At 71.2% G+C, this 20,422-nt stretch carries 18 protein-coding genes; 7 read left to right on the plus strand and 11 right to left on the minus strand.

Annotation, left to right across the window (positions count from 1 at the left end):
- Positions 1-5: 5 nt before the first annotated feature.
- Genes H6726_28450 through H6726_28460 form a run of 3 tightly spaced genes read right to left on the minus strand, consistent with a single transcriptional unit; the run spans position 6 to position 3,329 of the window.
- The gene (locus H6726_28450) at positions 6-545 is read right to left on the minus strand and encodes a chemotaxis protein CheW (protein ID MCB9661610.1); all 540 of its coding nucleotides are present in this window, start codon (positions 543-545) and stop codon (positions 6-8) included.
- The gene (locus H6726_28455) at positions 542-2,671 is read right to left on the minus strand and encodes a chemotaxis protein CheA (protein MCB9661611.1); all 2,130 of its coding nucleotides are present in this window, start codon (positions 2,669-2,671) and stop codon (positions 542-544) included. Before H6726_28455 ends, H6726_28450 begins: the two co-directional genes overlap by 4 nt.
- Position 2,672: 1 nt before the next feature.
- Positions 2,673-3,329 (minus strand): response regulator, encoded by a 657-nt coding sequence (locus H6726_28460; GenBank protein ID MCB9661612.1) that lies wholly within the window; start codon positions 3,327-3,329, stop codon positions 2,673-2,675.
- Here H6726_28460 and H6726_28465 point away from each other — a divergent pair.
- Entirely contained in the window at positions 3,299-3,646 is a 348-nt protein-coding gene (locus H6726_28465) for a DUF971 domain-containing protein (GenBank protein MCB9661613.1), read from the plus strand. The genes H6726_28460 and H6726_28465 overlap by 31 nt on opposite strands.
- Before the next feature lie 5 nt (positions 3,647-3,651).
- Here the strand turns inward: H6726_28465 and recO are convergent, their stop codons facing one another.
- From recO to H6726_28485, 4 genes are all read right to left on the minus strand, one after another.
- The gene (gene recO, locus H6726_28470) at positions 3,652-4,377 is read right to left on the minus strand and encodes a DNA repair protein RecO (GenBank protein MCB9661614.1); all 726 of its coding nucleotides are present in this window, start codon (positions 4,375-4,377) and stop codon (positions 3,652-3,654) included.
- Positions 4,374-4,805, minus strand: a complete 432-nt coding sequence (locus H6726_28475) for a helix-turn-helix domain-containing protein (GenBank protein MCB9661615.1) — start codon at positions 4,803-4,805, stop codon at positions 4,374-4,376. The genes recO and H6726_28475 overlap by 4 nt, the downstream gene beginning before the upstream one ends.
- Before the next feature lie 23 nt (positions 4,806-4,828).
- Positions 4,829-5,641, minus strand: coding sequence for a tetratricopeptide repeat protein (locus H6726_28480; protein MCB9661616.1), 813 nt, complete (start codon positions 5,639-5,641; stop codon positions 4,829-4,831).
- A gap of 66 nt (positions 5,642-5,707) precedes the next feature.
- Positions 5,708-6,415: a Crp/Fnr family transcriptional regulator gene (locus tag H6726_28485; protein MCB9661617.1), complete on the minus strand. Its 708-nt coding sequence runs from the start codon at positions 6,413-6,415 to the stop codon at positions 5,708-5,710.
- Positions 6,416-6,539: 124 nt separating this feature from the next.
- Here H6726_28485 and H6726_28490 point away from each other — a divergent pair, with 124 nt between their 5' ends.
- From H6726_28490 to H6726_28500, 3 genes are all read left to right on the plus strand, one after another.
- Positions 6,540-6,695, plus strand: a complete 156-nt coding sequence (locus tag H6726_28490; protein MCB9661618.1) for a hypothetical protein — start codon at positions 6,540-6,542, stop codon at positions 6,693-6,695.
- A gap of 80 nt (positions 6,696-6,775) precedes the next feature.
- Entirely contained in the window at positions 6,776-7,966 is a 1,191-nt protein-coding gene (locus tag H6726_28495) for a hypothetical protein (GenBank protein ID MCB9661619.1), read from the plus strand.
- A 67-nt stretch (positions 7,967-8,033) separates the two neighbouring features.
- Entirely contained in the window at positions 8,034-9,587 is a 1,554-nt protein-coding gene (locus tag H6726_28500; GenBank protein MCB9661620.1) for an AMP-binding protein, read from the plus strand.
- On the opposite strand, the gene H6726_28505 is transcribed toward H6726_28500, so the two are convergent.
- Positions 9,578-10,042, minus strand: a complete 465-nt coding sequence (locus H6726_28505) for an SEC-C domain-containing protein (GenBank protein ID MCB9661621.1) — start codon at positions 10,040-10,042, stop codon at positions 9,578-9,580. The genes H6726_28500 and H6726_28505 overlap by 10 nt on opposite strands.
- Positions 10,039-10,689: a glutathione S-transferase gene (locus H6726_28510; GenBank protein ID MCB9661622.1), complete on the minus strand. Its 651-nt coding sequence runs from the start codon at positions 10,687-10,689 to the stop codon at positions 10,039-10,041. Before H6726_28510 ends, H6726_28505 begins: the two co-directional genes overlap by 4 nt.
- Positions 10,690-10,767: 78 nt before the next feature.
- On the opposite strand from H6726_28510, the gene H6726_28515 reads away from it, so the two are divergent.
- The gene (locus H6726_28515) at positions 10,768-11,964 is read left to right on the plus strand and encodes a hypothetical protein (GenBank protein ID MCB9661623.1); all 1,197 of its coding nucleotides are present in this window, start codon (positions 10,768-10,770) and stop codon (positions 11,962-11,964) included.
- Between the two features lie 81 nt (positions 11,965-12,045).
- On the opposite strand, the gene H6726_28520 is transcribed toward H6726_28515, so the two are convergent.
- A complete protein-coding gene (locus H6726_28520; GenBank protein ID MCB9661624.1) occupies positions 12,046-13,359 on the minus strand; it encodes a DsbA family protein in 1,314 nt (437 codons plus the stop codon).
- Positions 13,360-13,365: 6 nt separating this feature from the next.
- On the minus strand, positions 13,366-16,068 hold the full coding sequence (gene alaS, locus H6726_28525) for an alanine--tRNA ligase (protein ID MCB9661625.1): 2,703 nt from the start codon (positions 16,066-16,068) through the stop codon (positions 13,366-13,368).
- A gap of 320 nt (positions 16,069-16,388) precedes the next feature.
- Here alaS and H6726_28530 point away from each other — a divergent pair, with 320 nt between their 5' ends.
- The gene (locus tag H6726_28530) at positions 16,389-18,302 is read left to right on the plus strand and encodes a serine/threonine protein kinase (GenBank protein ID MCB9661626.1); all 1,914 of its coding nucleotides are present in this window, start codon (positions 16,389-16,391) and stop codon (positions 18,300-18,302) included.
- Positions 18,299-20,275, plus strand: a complete 1,977-nt coding sequence (locus tag H6726_28535) for a protein kinase (protein ID MCB9661627.1) — start codon at positions 18,299-18,301, stop codon at positions 20,273-20,275. The genes H6726_28530 and H6726_28535 overlap by 4 nt, the downstream gene beginning before the upstream one ends.
- Positions 20,276-20,422 lie beyond the last annotated feature (147 nt).

A 20,422-nucleotide genomic window follows, 5' to 3' on the forward strand; every position in this document is an offset into this window, starting at 1 on the left:
GACGATCATTTGCGTAGCAGCGGCGTGGGTTCGAGGAGGATGAGGATGTCGGACTCGGTGGCGACGTCGCCGCGCATCTCGCGCGTGCGGTTGACCCGCGGGCGCCCGATGCCGTGGACGAACTCGCTCATGTCGCCCGCGACGACACCGGAGAGCTCGATCTCGTCGGGCGCAAGGCGATACACCTGCAGCACGCGGTCGACGAGGAGGCCCATGATCTCGTCGCCCTTGTCCACCAGCAGCACGCGCGTGTGCTTGTCGTGGGGGGCCTCGGCCACGCGCAGCTTGCGGCGCAGGTCGAACACCGTGGTCACGCGGCCGCGCACCGAGATGATGCCGAGCACGTGTCCCGGCGTGCGTGGGACGGGCGTGATGGCCGGGGGCTTGAGGATCTCCCGGATGGCGCCCAGCGGCAGAGCGTAATATTCGTCGGCGAGCTGGAACGCGAGGTACTCACGCAGCGCATCGGGATCCGATGTGGGCGTCGCGCTGGGCGTGATCGCGCCCGGCATGATGGTCTTGCTGCGCGCCATCGCGTCGCTCATGCCCGCACCCTCATGCGCGCCGCCTCACTGCCCGAGAGCACCTCCTCCAGCAGGCCGGGCGCGTCCAGCACCAACGCGACCCGCTGGTCGCCGAGGTCGGTGGCCCCCGCGAAGCCGCGGATGTCGCGCAGGCTCGGGCCGAGCGCCTTGATGACGATGTCCTGTTGACCGGCGAGCGCGTCCACCACGAAGCCGAGGCGACGATGGCCCAGGGCCGACACGACCACGTACTGCCGACCGGCGTCCACACGGGGAATGTGGGCCAGATCGAAGAGGCGCTCGAGCCGGCAGATCGGCAGCGTGCTACCGCGCAAGGTGAGCACCTCGCGGCCCTCTACGGTGCGAACGGCGTGCTCGTCCAACGCGATGGCCTCCTGCACTGACGTGATGGGCAGCGCATACCAGCGATCGCGCACCCGCACGAGCAGCGCGCTGATGATGGCCAACGTCACCGGAAGGGTGATCGTGAACTTCGAGCCGATGCCCGTCTCGGACTGGACGTCGATGACGCCACCCAGCCGCGAGATGTTGGTCTTCACCACGTCCATGCCGACGCCGCGGCCGGAGATGTCCGTGACGGCCGCGCTGGTGCTGAAGCCCGGAGCGAAGATGAAGTTGAAGGCCTCCTCGCGGGAGATCTCGCTGCTCAGCTCGCGCGAGATCATGCCCTTGCGCACCGCAGCCTCGAGCAGCTTGGCCTCGTCCATGCCCGCCCCGTCGTCCTCGATCTCGATCAGGACGTGGTTGCCCTTCTGGAAGGCATTCAGCGCGAGCGTGCCCGTCGCTGGCTTGCCCGCCAGCTCGCGCGCCTTGGGCGGCTCGATGCCGTGGTCGATGGCGTTGCGGATGATGTGCATCAGCGGGTCGCTGAGCTCCTCGACGATGAGCTTGTCGACCTCGGTCTCCGCGCCGGTGACGACGAGGCGCACCTCCTTCTCGTGCTCGCGGGCGACCTGCCGCACGATGCGCGCGAGCTTGTCGAACACTTGCCCCAGCGGGACCATGCGCACGTCGAGGATGCCGTCTTGAAGCTCCTCGAGGTGCCGCTCGAAGCCCCGGTTCACGCGGTGGAGCTCGAGGGCCAGGTGCCGCAGCTCGGGGCTGCGGCGGATGCGCTCGGTCAGGCGCGCCACCGAGCTGCGCACGATGGCCAGCTCGCCCACCACGTTCATGAGGTGGTCCAGCTTGCGGATGTCGACGCGCACGGTGTTGGCGACCGAGCGGAGGGAGAGCTGGTCGGCCGTGACGTCGCGGTCGTGCCCGCGGTCCTCGCCACGCGCGGCGTCGTTGAGCTCGCGCGGCACGGGTGGGGCAGGGATGGGCGCGTCGGGGATCGGCGTGTCCGAGCCACCGTCGGGCACGGGCGTGTCCACCTGCGTGCGCGACCCCCCGCGCACGCGGGGCACCACGCGGAGCGCCTCGTCCCGCGCGTCCAGGACCTCGGACAGCTGGGCGGCGGAGACACCGCTCGCCAGCAGGACGTCGAGCTCGATGTGGTCGCCGTCGCCGCCGTCCATCGAGGGCAGGTAGGTGATGATCTCTGCCACCGGCTTGGCGCGACGCTTGAGGTCCTCGAGCAGCGTGTCGATGGAAGCGAGCGAGAAGCGCACGTGGAGCCGGTAGAGCGTGAGCCCTTGCTGCAGGTTCGTGCGCAGCCGGTGCTCCTCGTACTCCGTGAGCACCGCCATCACGCCCGGATCGATGTCGTAGTCCGAGAGCGGATCGTGCACCGCGGCGCGGCCCTTGCCGGAGACACGCTCGATGCTGGCGGCGTAGGCGTCGAGGTTCACCCCCGCCAGCGCGTTCTCCTCGTCGGAGAGCAGGCGCTGAAAATTCTCCACGCCCTCGAACAGGACGTCGAGTACTTCCTGACTGAGCGCGACCCGGCCCAGCCGGAGGTCGTCCAGCAGGTCCTCGAGGGCGTGGGCCACCGCGCCGAGCTGGTGGTAGCCGAACATGCCCGCGATGCCCTTGAGCGTGTGCACCGCGCGGAACACCTCGTTCACCAGATCGGGGTCGCCGCCCGACTCCTTCTGGGCCTGGTCGAGCAGCAAGAGATCCCGCGACAGGCTCTCGATGATCTCCTGGGCCTCGGCCAGGAACTCGTCGCGGACGTTGTCGCTCACGCTAGGCCTCCGCCTTGGCGCGCAGCTCCGCCACCAGGGCGCGTAGGGCGTCCGCCGTGAAGGGCTTGCTCAGGAACGCGTTGGCGCCGATGGCGAGGCCACGCGCTTGGTCGCGCTCTCCCGCCTCGGTGCTGATGAGAATGATGGGGGTGCGTTGGTGCGCCTCGTTGCGCCGCATGAACGACACCAGCTCGAGCCCGTTGATGTCGGGCATGTTGATGTCCACGACCACCACGTCGAAGGACTCCCGCGGGAGGATGCGCAGCGCCTCGAAGCCGCTACTGGCTTGGGTCACCAACACATCGCCCGACACTTCGAGGGCGGCTTGTACGAACGCGCGCATGGCGCTGCTGTCTTCGACGACGAGAACGCGCTGGGTCACTGTGGCTCCGAGGGGACGAGCGTACCAGACTCCGCGGGGCGAGCGCGACTTGCGAGCCAAAGTTCGGGGACACGTGGCACCAGAGGCTGCGGGAGCCTGTGGGCGCCGGGCTGCGCGCGTGAGGCCGCGCGCGCCAGGCCGTCGGGCGACGGAAGCGCTCGCGGCGCCATCGCGCCCGTGGATCGCCTGCCGAGCCTGCGCCGTTATGGGTTGCGCCACGCGGCGAGCTTGGGCATGTGGTGCAGATGACCGCCGACGCCCCGACCCCCGCCACATCCCCCGTGGAGCTGCGCGCACCCATCGGTGCCGTGCAGCTCGAAATCGACTGGGAGGACGGCGCGACGACCATCCTGCCACACCGCTACCTACGCGGCTTCTGCCCGTGCGCGGGGTGCCAGGGGCACTCGGGACCCATCTCGTTCATGGACGGTGGTGACCTGCGGCTGGTCGACGTCAGCGAGGTCGGTCAGTACGCCATCAAGCTCATCTGGGGTGACGGCCACAACACCGGCCTGTACGGCTTCGCCTATCTGCGTGCGCTGGGCGAGGCGTGTAGGGAAGACGACATCATGACGCGCACGTTCCCTCGTTGAGCTGCTCAGCGAGGGTGGGCGCGCAGGCCATGCTGCTCGCGCAGGGCAGCGATGAGCGCGCGCGCCTCGGCCTGCTGGTCCGAGGGCCAGGCATCCGAGCCCTCCTCGTCTCCGCGCCGGTGCGCCAGGAGGGCCTCTCGTGTGGCTGCCGACACGCGCACCGCGCCACCACCACACGCGCGGCACACGACCCCACCTGCCGCCGCCCGGAAAAGGACCACCCTCGCCGCTGGCACGGCCTTGCCGCAGAGGGCGCACTGCTCGAGCTCTGGGGACAGACCCAGCGCGTCCAGCACGTCGAGCTGAAAGCGCAGCAGGCGTGTCGGGACGCTGACGCCGGCGTCGAGGTCCAGGAGGAACTGGACCACGTGTTCGAACAGCTCGGGCTCGGGGTGCCGGTCGGCGAGGGAGACCCTGACCAGCTCGAGCCCCGCACCTGCCGTTTCGATGCGTTCCAGTGAGGCGAGGAGCGCGAGGCAGGGCAACACGGGGCGCGCCTCCCGCAGCGTCGAGAGCTCACCCCGGCCGGGTTCGAGCGTCACCTCCACCACGCACAGGCTCTCGAGCCCACCTGCGAAACGCTTCTGGCTGCTGCGCGCAGCGCGCGCGATGGCGCCCACCTTGCCGAGCGACTCGGTGAAGAGCGTGACGATGCGGTCGCTCTCGCGGTAGTCCACGCGCCTGAGCACGACGGCGCGGGTGGTGACTGCACCGTCTCGCGTGGGTGTCACCCGATGGCGACCGTCTCCAACACCTGAGCCGGCGCCTGTGAGAGCTCGGCGGGGCGGTCGTGGCGACGCGGGCGCAACACGATGGAGAGCGCCAGGGTGAACAGGAACAGCAGGATGATCATGGCCACGGCCACGCCCACACGGCGCGCACGCTCGGGCTCACCGACCAGGCCGACGACGGCCAGCTGGTCTTGCTGACGACGGTCCGCCTCGATGCGCTGCAGGAGTGGATCGCTGTCCATCCCCAGCGCCTTCGCATAGGAGCGCACGAACCCGCGAACGAAGACGTCTCCCGGCAGCTGCGCGAAGTCGTCCGCCTCGATCTGCTGCAGCGACTTGATTGGAATGCGCGTGGTCTGCGCCAGCTCCTCGAGGGAGAGCTGCTTCAGTTGGCGCTCGTTGCGGAGCGTCTGGCCAATGGATTCCATAGGTTGCTCGGAGTGTGGGGGCATCACGGCGTGGCGTCTAGCTGACGTTGACACGCGCGCCCGTCTGGGCTGTTCGGACCTAGCTCGACGCACCGCTCGAAGTCGGCGAGCGCGTCATCACGATAACCAAGCTGAGCGCGGACTTCCCCGCGCAACCGCCATGCATTTTGCAGACGCGGCGAAGTACTGCAAGAGGGATCGACTTCGACGGACCGGACCAGCGCGATCTCCGCGTCTTCGAGCTGCTCAGTCTCGAAGTAGGCTCGGCCGAGCCAGTAGTAACCAGTGCAGAAGCGCGGCCCGAGCTCGATCGAGCGGACCAAAGCGGCGATCGCCTCCGGATAGCGGCGCAGCTCCAGATAGCAGAGGCCGAGGTTGCCCCACGCGACGTGCGGAGTCTGGAAGAGTTCGTCGTTCGCGGCGAGCGTGATGGGCTCGAGGGCCTCCTCGAATCGGGACTGCGCCATGAGCGTGGCCCCGAGGTAGTTGCGCGCGGTGGCGATGTCGTGGCCGGCGGCGTGCTGCTCGACCATCAGGTCGATGGCGCGGCGGAAGTCCCCCTCGGCCGCCGAGACGTCACCCTGACCCAAGTGGATGGTGCCGAGCACCGTGAACGCGTCGTAGCTCTCCGGGTCGAGCTCGATGGCCTCGCGCAGGTGCTCGATGGCCTCCGCCACGCGGCCCTCTTCCATGTAGAGAGCGGTGGCCAGCTGCACTTCGCGCTGGGCCTGCTCGATGTTCTGCGTGCTCGTCCCGCGGACACCACACGCCGCGAGACTCACGGAGAGGGTGAGCACGAGCGACACGAGCGGGGAGCGGGGAGACGAAGACTTCATGGAGGACAGGGCCGACGCGCGGCCCAGTGGTTCTACGCCCGGGGCGTGCGAGATGCCAGCGTGAACCTACGCGGGGCCGCCGCGCACCTCCTCCTTGACCCCCAGCAGCTGGTAGAGCTGCGCGAGGGCCTCGAGGTCGGGCAGCACGATCCGCTCGTTGACGATCTGCAGGTACGCTCCATCGCGTAGCTGCTGGATGGTGCGCTTGACCGCCTCCACATCGAGGCCCACGCGGCTCGAGAGTTCGAGCGGTGAGATGTGGAGCACGTGGCCCTCTGCCGCGACCTCCGCGCTGGCGGACATGCGCAGCAGGGTGTTGACCACGCGCGAGGGGTGGTCCCGCAGCATGGCGTTCTCGAGCTGCTCCTCTGCGTCGCGCAGGCGCCGCACCAGCTGAGCCAGGACGTTTTGCGTGATGGCGGGGTCGCTCTGCATCAGCGAGTCGAACGCGTCCCGCTCGAGGCGCAGCGCCTGGACGTCCACCAGCGCCACGGCGGAGGCCGACCTGCGCGCGCGCGGCAGCAGCGCGTCTTCGCCGAACAGATCGCCGGCGCGCAGCACCGACAGGCTACGCGGCGCGCCACGGACGTCCTTGAGGATGCGCACGCGGCCCTCGTGCAGCAGGTAGCAGGCATCGGCCAACGCCCCCTCTGCGAAGATCTCGGCGCCAGCCTGGAACGTGCAGCCGAAGCGCTCGATCAGGTGGCGCTGCTCGGGAGTGGGTTCGGCGCCGGCAGGCGGCGTACTGAGGGGAGTCGTGCCAGGAGTGGTCATGCGAAGCCAGGGGGCACTTGTACCCGGGATCGACGCGTCCGGGCAACTCGCGCCGCCCGCCTGAGCGCGTCGGCACCTCCTCGGTCCACGATGGTAACCTGCCGCTCATGAGCGAGGGGTCCCCATGAACACGGAACACTACGGTGCCTTCGAGTGCCACGCGTTCGTGGGCGTCGTGCCGCTGCGCCCAGAGACCCCCTGTCTGTCGTGGTCCGCCCAAGCGGAGCTGCGCATGGTCGACGCCGAGCCGGGCCTGGACACGCTGACCATTCGACGCTGAGCGAGGTCGTACGACGCGCACGACGACGGCTCGATGGCCGCGACGCTGGAGTCCGGCGACCGAACCCGTAGAATCCGCAAGTGACCGACCGTGAGCCACCGCCGCGCCGCGAGGCCCGCACCCCCCGCGTTGTCCGTGCGGCGCTGTGGGTGGCGGGATGGACACTGCACGGGCTGCTCCTCGCGCTGGTGCTGGAGGGCTTGCGGCCGGTCGTCGCCGGACACGCTGCGCTGCTGGGCCTCGTGGCGAGTGCGGTAGTCGTCGCGACGCTGACGTGGCTCGTGCCCGAGGCGCCGTGGTGGCTGTGGTCGACGGACGCCGAACATGGCGCCAGGACGCTGGGCCAGCGCGCACTCGGCATCGCACGCCTGGTTCATCGCGACGCGCAGGCGCGCAAGGCGGCCTTGGGTGACGCGCTCCGGCTCCATGCCGCGCTGCAGGCGCCAGCGCTCGGGGCGGCGCTCGCGCTCGCGCTGGGTGGAGCCGCGTGGGGGTTGCCAGCGCTGGGCGTGCTAGGCGCTCCTTGGGCAGCAGGGCGCCTGAGGACGCGCGTCGCCGCGGCGACGCAGGCCCACGCCGCGGCGCTCGAGGCGCTGCACGACGAGGCGTGGACGATCCGCCGACGTGCGCAGCGGGCGCTCGGTGGAGCCACGCTCACCTCCGCGATGATGGTCGCGGCGATGCTCTTCCTCGTCACACAGTCCACGCCAGCGAGACGCGAGGGGATGTGTCCTCCGCGTGGGCAAGCCGCACGGGTCGCGCTCCCTGGGCCGATCGTGGGGACCCCCCTCCGCGCGCGCGCTTCGGGGGACACGCTGTGGCTCGAGACGGACGATGGCGGCGGTCCTGGCGCGGTCGCGCTGGCCCGGGGGCTGGGCGGAGAGGTCGCGCGGGAGCCGCGGTGGGCCTGGGTGACGTCGCAGCGCGCACGCGTGCAGGTGACCCTGTGTGCGGACGACGCCGTCCCCCAGGCGTCGCAGCCTAGGGGGCGTGGAGTCGGATACGTGCTCACGCTGGCGCCCGACGGCTACCGACTGGACGACGATGTGGCGCAGCGCGTCTTGCGCGGCACGGCGAGCACACGGTGCGCATGGGTCGTGCTGCTGGCGCTGGTCGCGCTGGCCGTGGTGGGGCGCCCTGCCCTGTTGGGAGCGTCGCCCCGACGGCGCGAGGCGACCCCAGGACGGGGCGTGACGCAGACCGTGTTCCTCGCAGTGTGTCTGTCGCTCGCTCAGCTCACCTGGATGGCACTGGTGTTCCTCGGTCGCTGATGGCGCAGGTGCCGGGCGGCACCCCCGTCGCCCTCGCCCTCGCAGCGATTGTCACTACACTCCGCGCGTGGGCTTCCAGATAGGACAAGTGTTGCGCCAAGGCGCCCTGCGACATGGCGAGCGGGTCGCCTGCGTGCTCGTCGACGCTGCGGGCCATGGCCCGGACCGTACGCTCACGTACGGCGAGCTGGACGCCGCCTCGCGAAGCGTGGCGCGCGCGCTCCTGTCCCGAGGTCTTCCGCAGGGAGCCCGCGTCGCGCTCTCGGCCGAGAATGGGGACGGCTTCTTGGCGGGCTTCTTCGGCGCTTGCTACGCAGGCTGCACGGTCGTGCCCATCCCCATCCTCTCGGCGCCCGCCGAGGTGGCGCTGCGCGTGCAGCGCGCCTCGTGTGCGGCGGCGCTGGTGGACGAGGCGCGCGAGCCGTTGGTGCAGGGGGCCTGTCCGAAGCTCGGGGTGCTGCGCGTCGATGCCCTGGTGACGACTGCAGCAGGGACGAACGCGGACCTGACCGCGCGCACGCGCGACGGCGACTGGCCGACCGACGTCCCGGTCGATCTCGACTCCAGCGCCGACGCGCTGCTGCTCTTCACCAGCGGGACCACCGGGGGTGCCAAGGCGGCCCGCATCACGCACGCCTCGCTGCTCACGCACACGGCCGCGCTGGTGCACCACACACTGCAGCTGAGCGCGGACGACGTGGTGCTGGGGGCGCTCCCCTTCACGCACTCGTTTGGCCTGCGCATGAGCGTGCTCGCGCCCTTGTACGCGGGAGCGTCCGTGCTGGTCTTCCCGCGCTTCGATCGTGCACGGACGCTCGCCGCGCTCGACGCGGGGCGCGTGACGTGGGCCCCAGCCGTCCCGACCATGTTTGCGGCCTGGACGGGCACCCCCGGAGGAGGACCCGTGGCGCGCGGCCTGCGCTCGGCGCTCTCCGCCGGCGCGCCGCTGCCAGCCGAGCTTCGTCGACGCGCCGCCGCACGACTGGGCTGCCCCGTGCGTCAGGGCTACGGGCTGACGGAGGCGACGTTCTCCACCGTCGACGACGGGCGCGTGGGAGACGACGCCGAGCACGTGGGCCCCCCCGTGTGGGGAGTGGAGCTGCGCATCCGAGACGCCGAGGGCCATGACCTGCCGTCTGGCAGCGAAGGCGAGGTGTGGGTGCGCGGCGCGAACGTGATGGCCGGGTACCTGGACGACGACGAGGCGACTGCGGCCGTGTTCGAGCAAGGGTGGTTGCGCACTGGAGACTTGGGGCGCCTCGACGCGCACGGGCAACTGGTGCTGGTGGATAGGCTCAAGGACCTGATCCTGCGCGGCGGGGCCAACGTGTATCCCTCCGAGGTGGAGGACGCGCTCAGCCTGCACCCGAGCGTTCTGGAGGTGGCGGTCATCGGGCGGCCCGACGACTACTACGGCGAGGAGGTCGTGGCCGTGGTCGTGCCGCGAGGGGAGGCGCCGAGCACGGACGAGCTGACCGAGCACGCGCGCCTGCACCTCGCGAAGAACAAGCTCCCCGCAGAGTACGTGTTCACGGACGCGCTCCCCCTCGGGCCGAGCGGCAAGGTGCTGAAGCGCACCCTGCGCGAACGCTACGGCGCGCGCCGCGTGCATCAGCCCTGAGCGAAGCTGTCGATGGTGGCCTCGCGCCAACGAGGCATGTCGCGCGCGGGGCGCGTCTCCCCCGCCAGGTAGCGCCAGCCCGTGCCGTCATGGAGGAAGTAGCTGAGCTCCACGAAGCTCACGTCACGCCCGCGCGCCCGCACCTGAGCGTGGAACAGTACGGTCGCCGCGCCCGTTGTGTCCGCCGGGCGGGCGTCGAGGATGGTCAGCCCCAAGTAGCGCACCTGCTTCTGCGCCCGCACGGAACGCGCCAGCGCCTCGAGGCCATGCGCGTGCTCGTCGTGCTGGGGATGGAGCGTCTTGTAGAGGAACGCGGCATCGCCGAGCACGAACGCCGCGTAGCGTGACGCCATCAGGTCACGCGGCTCGTTCGGCTCGGCGCCCTGGTGGAAGCGCGCGCAGCACGCGGCATAGGGCGCGCCGCGTCCGCAAGGACAGTCCGCAGGGGCGTTCATAGCAGCGCGTCGTAGCGGGGGAGCGGCTCGCTGTGGACGGCCTCGGCCTCGAGCGCCACCACGGAGGGGTGCGCCCACATGCGCTCGGCCCAGCCCAAGACATCGCTCGGGAGGGGCACGCCGTACGTGCGGAAGCGCGACAAGACGGGGAAGTACATGGCGTCCGCGATGCTGAACGCGCCCAGCAGGAACTCGCCGGGCGACGTGGCCAGGCTGGCGCGCCAGATGTCGAACACGCGGTCGATGTCGCGCTGCGCGACCTCGCTGGGCGGACGCGGGGCCGCGCGTCGGGCACGCAGGTTGGTGGGCATCTCTTCACGCAGCGCGCCGAAGCTGCTGCTCATCTCCGCCGCGATGGCACGACCACGGGCCCGGAGCGCGCGGTCGGCCGGCCACAGCTGCGCCTCCGGGTGCAGCTCGGCGACGTACTCGCAGATGGCGAGTGACTCGTGGATGCTGAGGTTCCTGTCCACCAGGATCGGGACCTTGCCCGCTCCGGAAAACGAGAGGACCTCGTCGCGCCAGTCGGGGGCCGTGAAGAGGTGGATGGTGTGCGTCTTGAAGGCCGCGCCCGCGTGATGGAGGGCGAGCCAAGGGCGCATGGACCAAGAGGAGTAGTTCAGGGGACCCGAGACCAACCGCAGCATGCGCGCAGCATGGCGCAAGGCGCTCGGCATGCACACCCGACTTTACGCGAACGGGGAAGAGTGGGACCCTGTGCGTCCATGTCCCTCGCCGAACGTTTGGCCCAGCTCGACAGCGAGCTGGACGCCCTCACCACGGACCCCGCTGCACTCGAAGACGTGCGCTCCCGCGTGCTCGGCGCGCGCAGCACGGACCTCGCCGCCGTCGACGCCGAGCTCGAGGCGCTGGCTGCCGACGTCGCAGGGCTGGACGCCGTGCTGGACGCCGCGAAGCAGCAGGCGGCCTCGCGAGCGGCGGAGGTGGCCTCCATCGCGTCGGAGCGTGTTGCGGCGGCGGCGGCGGCGCGCGCAGAGACCGAGGCGCGCGTGGCTGCGCTCGCCGCCGAGCAGGACGCCGCGCGGGCCGAGCGTGCAGAGCGGGCCCAGCGGGAAGCGCAGGAGCGGGAAGCGGCTGCGGCGGCGCGCGCTCAGCGGGAAGCGCAGGCCCTCGAGGCCGCTGCCGCCCAACGCGCGCAGCGTGAGGCCGAGGCCCTCGCGGTCACTGCCGCCCAGCGCGCGCACGACGAGGAGAGCTCGAAGGCGGCCGCGCCCCCCGCGACGACAGCCGCAGCAGACGCTCCGAGCCAAGGCAGCAGCCCCCTGACGGACCTCATGGACGACCTGCCCGCGAGCGGCCTCGGGGACCCGACCCCCTCGGACGACACGGACATCTTCGGCGCTGACCTCTTCGGGGACCTGGGCACCGACGCGTTCGACGCACCGCAGGAGGAGCTGTCCGACGTGGTCACCAGCGAGGGCCCTGCGTTGGGAGGGGACGCGCCGAGCGCGCTGGCCGACCTCGCCACGCTGCTCGAGCTGGAGGAAGGTGCCGCTTCTGGACGCGCGAGCTCGACGAATGCCTCGACGGGCGCTGCGGCGCCACCACCGCCAGAGCCTGCCCCACCGCGACCCAAGACGGTCCCTCCCCCCGTTCCGTCGGACAGCGTCCGGCCGCCTGCGCTCCCCGCGGCCGCCTTGGACGCGGGGCGCGAGTCGTTCGAAGACCTCAGCGACGAGCTGGACATCCTCGAGGTGGACGACTTCGAGATCGTCATCGACGAGGGCCCGAGCGAAGGCGATGGAACGGGCACCGAGCTGGACGGTCCCGGGCTGAGCGCCGAGGAGATGGCTCAGGCGATGGCGACCTCGGTCGACGAGCCGCGCCCCACGGACGAGACCTCGGGCGAGGGTGAGGACGGCGGCGAGAAGAAGGGCTTCTTCAAGAAGCTCTTCGGCTGATTCCGCGGACCGGGCGCCGACGCGACAGGCGCCCGCGCGCCCTGCTCACGAGCCCAAGGGGCCGGCCCGACGAGGTAACCCTCAGGAGTCTGCAGGTCGCGGCAGACCGAGCGTGTGTAGCACGAGCGGCAGTCGGTCCTGACCCCACGTGCAGAACTCCCCCACCCGGAACGAGGGTACGCCCCACAGGCCCGCTTCGTTCAGGGCGATCCTGTTGGCGTCGGCCAGCGCCAGGCCGCGCGCCATGTCCCCGAGCGCGGCGTCCACCTCGGCGGCCTCGATGCCGGCGCGCGCCGCGACGGCGTACAGACCTGCATCGCTCGCCACATCCGTCGACTCGCTCCAGATCCCGCGCGTGGCGGAGACCGCGAAGTCGAGGCCCCGGCCGCTGGGAGCGACCGCCGCGAAGACGGCCATGCAGCGCTCGGCGCCTGCGCCCACGGGGTCGACGATGTGGCCGAAGGGGATCCCCAGCCGGTCGGCCTCACGTTTGGCGTCGCGCAGCAGGTTCAGCTTCTTCACCGTGGGCACCTGCAGGCCGCGCATGACCATGGGCAGCACCGGCCGCAGCGCTACGCTCGGCGCCGCACCGGCCCGCCGAAGCGCCTCGAGCTGCATCACCGCCAGGTAGCTGTAGGGGCTGCGAAACGAGAACCACACCTCGAGTGGGGTGCCGGGTGAGGCGACCGGGAGCCAGCTGGGTGCGCGCTCCCGCAGCACGGAATCCGTCGCCGCGCCCGGCGCGTCGGGTTGCTGCACGCGCAGGCGCTCCTCGAGGTTGCGCACACGGTGCGGCCCCTCGTACCACTCGCCGCCATAGCGCAGGGTGGCCGACTGGTAGTGCCCTCGCTCGCGCAGCCGGGTGTAGTTGGCCTCCAGCGTGGAGGTGACGAGCGTGCCCTCCACCGCACCGGCCGTGCGCGTTAGCTCGGACAGCGCCGCGCCCCCCTCGCCGAACAGCGCCTCGCCCACGCGCAGCAGCACGCTCAGATGCTCGCGCGGCTCGCGGGGCAGCAGCGCGACGGCGTTGGCGCGCCGCACGCGGTCGGGCCGCGGCGTGACCGAGCGCGCCGAGAACGACAGGTCGTAGAAGCTCGCGAGGGCCTGCGCGTCACGCACCGCGTGCGCCGCGCGCAGCTGCGGCTCGGGGTCCACCTCGGCGGCGGCGGCGGGCACCACCACCACCTCGAGGTCCAGCGCGTAGGCCTCGACGAGGCGCGCCACCAGCTGCGCCATGACGTGACTGTAGGCGTCGTCCGCGCGCCAGTAGAACTCGAGGCGCGGCTGCCCCGGACGAAGCTTCGTGACCAGGTCGATGACCTTCTGACGCGCGCGCAGGGTCCCGAGGTAGCCAGCCACGAGGCCGCCCTTCACGCGCTTCTGTCCAGCCACCATGCCGCACTATCCCATGAGCGCGAAGACGGAGGCCACCGCTTCGTCGAGCTTGCTCGGATCGGAGCCACCCGCCTGCGCGAAGTCGGGGCGCCCGCCACCTCCGCCGCCCACGATGGCCGCCGCGTGCTTGACCACGTCGCCGGCCTTGGCGCGACCGATGGCGTCCTTGCTCACCGAGCACGCGAGCAGAGCCTTCTGGCCATCGGCCGTGGGCGAGCCCAGCAGGATGACCGAGGGGGCCAGCTTGTCGCGCAGCTGGTCCGCCAGCTCGCGCAGCGCCTTGGGATCGCCGAGGGGCACCACCGCGCCGAGCACGTTGACGCCGCCCATGTCGCGCGCCGAGGCGCTCAGGTCGCCCGCGCCGCCCTGCATGAGCTGCTGCTTGAGGCGCTCGATCTCGCGGCGCAGCTCACGCTCGCCGTCCATCAGCTTCTTGACCTTGTCGGCCACCAGCAGCGGCGACGCCTTGAGCAGCGCGCCCGCCGCGTCCAGCTCGCCCGTCAGGTCGCGCAGGTGCGCAAGCGCGTTGAGGCCCGTGGTGGCCTCGATGCGCCGGACGCCTGCCGCCAACCCGCTCTCGCTCAGGATCTTGAACAGCCCGATGTCGCCCGTGCGCCGCGCGTGCGTGCCACCGCACAGCTCGAGGGAGGGGCCGATGCGCAGCATGCGCACCACGTCGCCGTACTTCTCCTCGAAGATGCCGATGGCCCCCGCCGCCTTCGCCGCGTCCATGGCCAGCTCGTCGGTGGTGATGGCCTCGTTGGCGAGCACGGCGCCGTTGACCAGGTCCTCGATGCGGCCCAGCTCGCCGGGCGTCAGCGGACGCGTGGCGCTGAAGTCGAAGCGCAGGCGGTAGGGGCCCACGAGCGAGCCCTTCTGCGTGGCCGTCGGCCCGACCACCTCGCGCAGCGCCCAGTGCAGCAGGTGCGTGGCGCTGTGGTTCCGGCGAGTAGCGTTGCGCAGCTCCACGTCGAGCGCCGCCTCCACTTCGTCGCCGACCTTCAGCGCGCCGCTCTTGAGGTAGCCCACGTGCACGTGCAGCCCGTCCACCGGCGCGCGCGTATCGGTCACGACGAACACCGCGTCGCCCACGCGCAGCTCGCCCTGGTCGCCCACCTGCCCGCCCTTCTCGGCGTAGAAGGGCGTCCTGTCCAGCACCACGGCCTGCGGGGGCGCGTCGCTCTCTTCGAGGGCGTCGATGACGGCGGGGTCCACGGTGCCGAGCACGCTGGCCAGCTCGCCCGAGTTCACCAGTGCCAACACGCGCGCCTTGGTCGCCTCGTGCGCGTAGCCCACGAACTCGGTCTGCCCATGGGTGTTGGCGACGTCGTGGTAGACCTTGCTCACGGCCTCGCTGTCGTTGAGCTTGCCGCCCTGGCTGCGCTTCTTGGCGGCGGCCATCTCGGCGTCGAAGCCCGCCTGGTCGATGCCGAAGCCGTTCTCGCGACCGATGACCTCCTGCAGGTCCACCGGGAAGCCGAAGGTGTCGTAGAGCTTGAAGACCGTCGCACCCGGCAGCGTCTTCTGGCCCCCGACCTGCGCCCAGTCGCTGTTGGTGTCGAGCAGATCCAGGCCACGCTTCAGCGTCGCGCGGAAGCGCTCTTCCTCCTGGCGCGTGATGTCCGCGATCAGGTCGCGTCGCTCGCGCAGCTGCGGGTACATGTCGCCCATGTCCTCGACCACGCGCAGCGCGCACTCGTGCAGGAAGGGCTCGCCGATGCCCAGCCGGTGGCCGTGGCGGATGGCGCGGCGCATCACGCGACGCAGCACGTACGGGCGCCCCACGCGGTCCGGGAAGATGCCCTCCGAGATGAGGAACGCCGTCGTGCGCGCGTGGTCCGCGATGACGCGCATGGACACGTCGTCCTCTCCCTGCGACGCGGTGTAGCGCTTGCCGCTGATGGTCGAGGCCAGGTCCACGACGGGGCGCAGCAGGTCCGTGTCGTAGTTGCTGAGCACGTCCTGCGCGACCACGCACACGCGCTCGAGCCCCGCGCCCGTGTCGATGCTGGGCGCCGGGAGCGGCACCAGGCGCCCGTCGCTCTGGCGGTCGAACTGCATGAAGACCAGGTTCCACAGCTCGAACCAGCCGCGTCCGTCGGGCGTGGGCTCCTCGCCGAACTTGCGCGGGTCCACCTCGTCCGTGCCGAGGCAGTAGTGGATCTCGCTGCAGGGGCCGCAAGGGCCGGTGTCACCCATCTGCCAGAAGTTGTCGGCCGCGCCGCAGCGGATGATGCGCTCGTCCGGGAAGCCCGTGACGTCCTTCCAGATGGCCGCGGCCTCGTCGTCGGCCGGCGCCAGGCCGTCCTCGCCGCCGAAGACGGTCACCACCATGCGCGCCGGGTCCAGCTTCAGCACGTCGATGAAGAACGTCCACGCGTACTGGATGGCCTCGCGCTTGAAGTAGTCGCCGAACGAGAAATTGCCCAGCATCTCGAAGAAGGTGTGGTGCCGGGCGGTCACGCCCACGTTCTCGAGGTCGTTGTGCTTGCCGCTGATGCGGATGCACTTCTGGGACGAGGTGGCGCGCTTGTACGGGCGGATGTCCTTGCCGGTGAAGACGTCCTTGAACGGCACCATGCCGGCGTTGGCGAACATCAGCGTCGGGTCGTTGGCGGGCACCAGCGGGCCGGAGGCCATGCGCTCGTGGCCGCGCTCGGCGAAGAAGTCCAGGAAGGCGTTGCGGATCTCTCGGGAAGTCTTGGGCACGGGCGGGGTTGTATTCCATTCCCGCGCCCCGTGCGAGTCGTCCACGGCCCTTTCGCGCAAGCGCCCGACCACGCGGCGCCCCCCGGGTGGGCCGAGGTGGAGCACGGCAGGAGCGCCCTCTGCCCGGAGGCCGATCGGAGCGTGCAGCGCGTGGAACGTGACACCAACCCGTCTGGCGGGTGATGCCGCCGCACCCAGCGACCGGTACGTCCGGAGCCGCGACACGCCGACAACCGTCGACTTGGCGCGAGCGGGTCCGTAAGCTCACCAAGCCCATGCCCCCCGCCGCCGAGAACGGCTCCCCCGCAGAGAGTGTTCCCATGACCCGCGACGCGTCCGAAGCCGACCTGTTCGCAGGTAGCACGGTCGAGCCGACCCTCGCGGCACGCTGGCGCGAGCTGACCATCGGCGCTCAGCGGGGCGATCTGGACGCGACCCTCGGGCGCGTCCACGACGAGCTTCCCCCGGATGCCCTCTCAGGGGTGCCGGAGGGCGTGGTGTCGCTCGGCGAGCCCATCGCCCGCGGCGGGATGGGCGAGGTCCGGCACGGCCTGCAGCACCGCTTGCGACGCGAGGTGGCGGTCAAGCGTGCCCTGCGCGAGAACGCCGTCAGCGGCCGTGGCGCCATGCTCCGTGAGGCCTGGGTGGCCGCGTCGCTCGAGCACCCAAACATCCTGCCCATCCACACCCTCGCGCGTGAAGGGGACGAGCCCCTGATCGTCATGAAGCGCGTGGAGGGCCGCGTATGGGGCGACATCCTCGAGGACGAGCACGACCCGGACGCACCGGGGCAACGTGCGCGGCGACCGTCGCTGGACGCCGTCGGCGAGCGTTGGGTCCCGTCGTTGCACGTGCTGATCGAGGTCTGCCGCGCCGTGCACTTCGCCCACACACGCGGCGTGCTGCACCTGGACATCAAGCCCGACAACGTAATGGTGGGCGCGCACGGCGAGGTGGTGTTGCTCGACTGGGGCCTCGCCACGGCCTTCGACCCCGAGCGCGCGCCGCCGTTCTTGCGCTCGCGCGAGAGCATCGACGGCGTGTGTGGGACACCGGGCTACCTCTCCCCCGAGCAGGCCGAGGGGGTGGGCGCGGCGCTGACACCCGCGACTGACGTGTACTTGCTCGGCGCGGTGCTCTATCAGGTTCTGACGGGGGAGCTGCTGCACCCGGGGCCCGTCGTGGCGTCGCTGCTGAGTTCGCACAAAGCAGCCCCGCCGACCCTGGGCGATCACATCCCCGCCGAGCTACGTGAGGTCGCGCTACGGGCCCTCGCGCGCGACCCGGCGGACCGCTACCCGGACGTGGAGAGCTTGCGGCAAGCGCTCGAGGCGTTCCTCACACATCGCCCGGCGCTGACGCTGACGGCCCGTGGAGACGCGCTGCGGGAAACGCTGCTCGACGGGGCGCTCGCCAGCGACGACCTCGACGTGGAGGTGCGCATCGACGCGTGCCGCTTCGCGTACCAGCAGGCGCTCCGTCTGTGGCCGGAGTCGCCCGCCGCCGCTCGCGGGCTCGCTCGCTTGTGCGAGTGGCTGTTGGAGCGCGCCGAGCAGCGCATCGACGTTCAGGCGGGCCGCGCCGCGGTGCAGGACCACCCCACCCCGAGCCCCGCCCTCGCGGCGCGGGTGACCGCGCTCGAGCGGGCCGCAGAAGAGGACGTGGTGCGGCTCGAGAGCCTCCGGGCCCTTTCCGCCGACGAGAACGCGGACACCCACCGGCGCGTGCGCATCGGTCTCGCGGGTGGCGGTGGGTTGCTGTGGCTCTTCTGGAACCTGTGCGCGGGGGCGCTCGACCGCAGCGGGGTGCTCCCGCTCACGCACGGCGCGCTCATCGCGAACGTCAGCGTGGCCGCGCTGTTGTTCTTCGCGTTCCTCGCGGCTGGAGGGCATCGCTCGTTGACCAGCACCGCCGTGAACCGGCGGGCCATGACGGTCATCCTCGCCACGTTCGGGCAGACGCTCGTGCTGTGGATCGGCGCGTGGTTACTGGACGTCCCTCCGCGCTCTGCGGCGGCCCTGGCGGGGGCGGCCTATGTCCTCGCGGCCCTGACCGTCGCGGCCATCCTGGACGCGCGCACGTGGTGGGTGGCGTTCGTCATGATGGTCCCCGCGACCGTGGGCGCGATGCACCCGGCGTACGTATTCGAGGCGACGGCCGCCCTCGGTCCGCTGGGCGGCACGGGGCTCGCTTACCTCTGGTGGAAGCCGAGCGCCGCGGAGACCACCGCATGAGCGCGCGTGAGACCAGCGCCAACATCCGCGCCACGCTCGCCTCGCTGGACACGGGCACGCTCGTGAAGGCGTGGCGCGCGCATGGCATCAAGCCGGAAGACTTGGTGCCCGACGAGCGCGGCACGGTCGGACGCCCCAGCCTGGATACGTCGCTTACACACGACGCGCTGCGCAGCGGCGAGCTGGACGCTCTCGGCGACCCCGACGAGGGCGGCGTGGTGCAGGGAGCCGTGATCGGCAGCGGCGGGATGGGTGTGGTGCGCGAGGGAACTCAGGTGGTCTTGCGTCGCGCGGTGGCCGTGAAGCAGGTGCACCCCGACGCGTCGCCCGAGCGTGAGCTGCGCCTCGCGGCGTTCCTGCGGGAGGCCTGGGTCAGCGCAAACCTGGAGCACCCCAACATCATCCCCGTACACGCGCTGTGCAGCGATCGGGGTGACCCACTGCTGGTCATGAAGCGGGTGGATGGTGTGTCACTGCGCGCGCTCTTGGAGGACCCCGAGCTGCTGCAGGCCTACGGCGGCGATCCGCGGGACCCGCTCCTGTTCCACCTGCGCGTCCTCACGCGCGTCTGTCGTGCCGTACACTTCGCGCACTCGCAGGGTGTGCTGCACCTCGACCTCAAGCCAGACAACGTGATGGTGGGGCGGCACGGCGAGGTATATCTGCTGGACTGGGGGCTCGCGACGGGGTTCCGAGCGGACTCGGCGCCCTTCCTGCCGCTCGCGCGGGACGTCGAGACCGTCGTCGGGACCCCGGGCTATCTCTCGCCAGAGCAGGCTGCAGGGCTCGGAAGCGTCTTCGCCCCGGAGACCGACATCTTCTTGCTCGGGGCCACGCTCCACCGCGTGGTGACCGGCGTGGCACCCAACCGCGGAGACACGCTCGTGGACACCCTCCAGCAGGCCTACGAGTGCGCGCCGCGGGCCTACGCTGGCAGCGTACCGCGGGAACTCCAAGCGATCCTGCAGCGCGCGATGGCGCGCTCGTTGGACGAGCGCTACGGCAGCGCCGAGGAGCTGCGCCTCGCTCTCGAGCACTTCATCGAGCACCGCGACGTGAACGACCTGCTGGACGAGTCGCTGCGGCGCCTCGCGCTGTTGACGGACGATCTCCCGCGCCCTGCGAGCGACGCGGAGAGTCAGCACGCCATGCGACGTGTGGAGAACGAGTGCCGCTTCGGGCTCGACGAGGCGCTTCTTCGCTGGCCCGAGAACCCCCGGGCGCGCGAGGCCCAGCATGCGCTCGCCCGGGTCAGCGTGCGTCGGGCCCTGCGCGCTGGAGACTGGCGTGCCGCCGCAGCCGCCCTGGAGCGACTGCCCGTTCCTGACATGGACCTGCTCGACCAAGTCGAGGCGGCGCGGGACCAGGAGCAGGCCATGGCGCGGGAGCGAGCCATGTTGGAGGATCTCGGGTCGCACGAGGACATGCTGCGCTACGCCAACGTGCGCTCGAACGTCGCCGCGTTCGTGGCGGTCGGCTGGGGCATCTGGTTCTTCGTGGTCGGCGCCGTGGTGCGCTCGGGTGCCTTCCCCCTCACGTACACCGCGCTGCTCACCAACGTCGGGCTGACCTGGCTCATCTACGGGGGCGTCATCTGGACCGTCCGCCGCACCCTGCACGCCACGCAGATCGACCGACGCGTGGTTTGGTTGCTTGCGGTGTGCTTCGTGGGCGCGGGGATCGTGTGGTTGTTCGCCATGCTGCTCGGCCTGCCGCCCATGCACGCGGTCGCGCTGAGTTCGTCCGTCTACGTGTTCTTCTTCATCGCGACGGCCACCGTCATCGACCGGCGTTTGGCGTTCGTCGCCCCGCTGCTGGCGCCCGCGGCCATGCTCCCCTTCGTGGACGTGGCGCACGTGTTCGAGTGGCAGGGCGCCTACGTGCTGCTGGGCGGCAACGCGCTGAGCCTCATCTGGCGCCGCGACGCGCGCCTCGCCCGCGCGGGTCAGGCCCGGCACGGCACGGCGCGCTGACGTCCCCGCCGCCGCATTGCCGGCAGGGCAGCGATCTGCTAGAAGCGCGTCTCGTATTCGGCCGCCAACGTCCGTCGCGCTGCCACGCGCCGCCGAGGACTCCCACCGACCCCTTCCCGGGCGGCCTGTACGGACAGACACAGCCAT

This window comes from Sandaracinaceae bacterium (assembly GCA_020633055.1).
GTDB lineage: Bacteria > Myxococcota_A > Polyangia > Polyangiales > Houyiibacteriaceae > JADJJE01.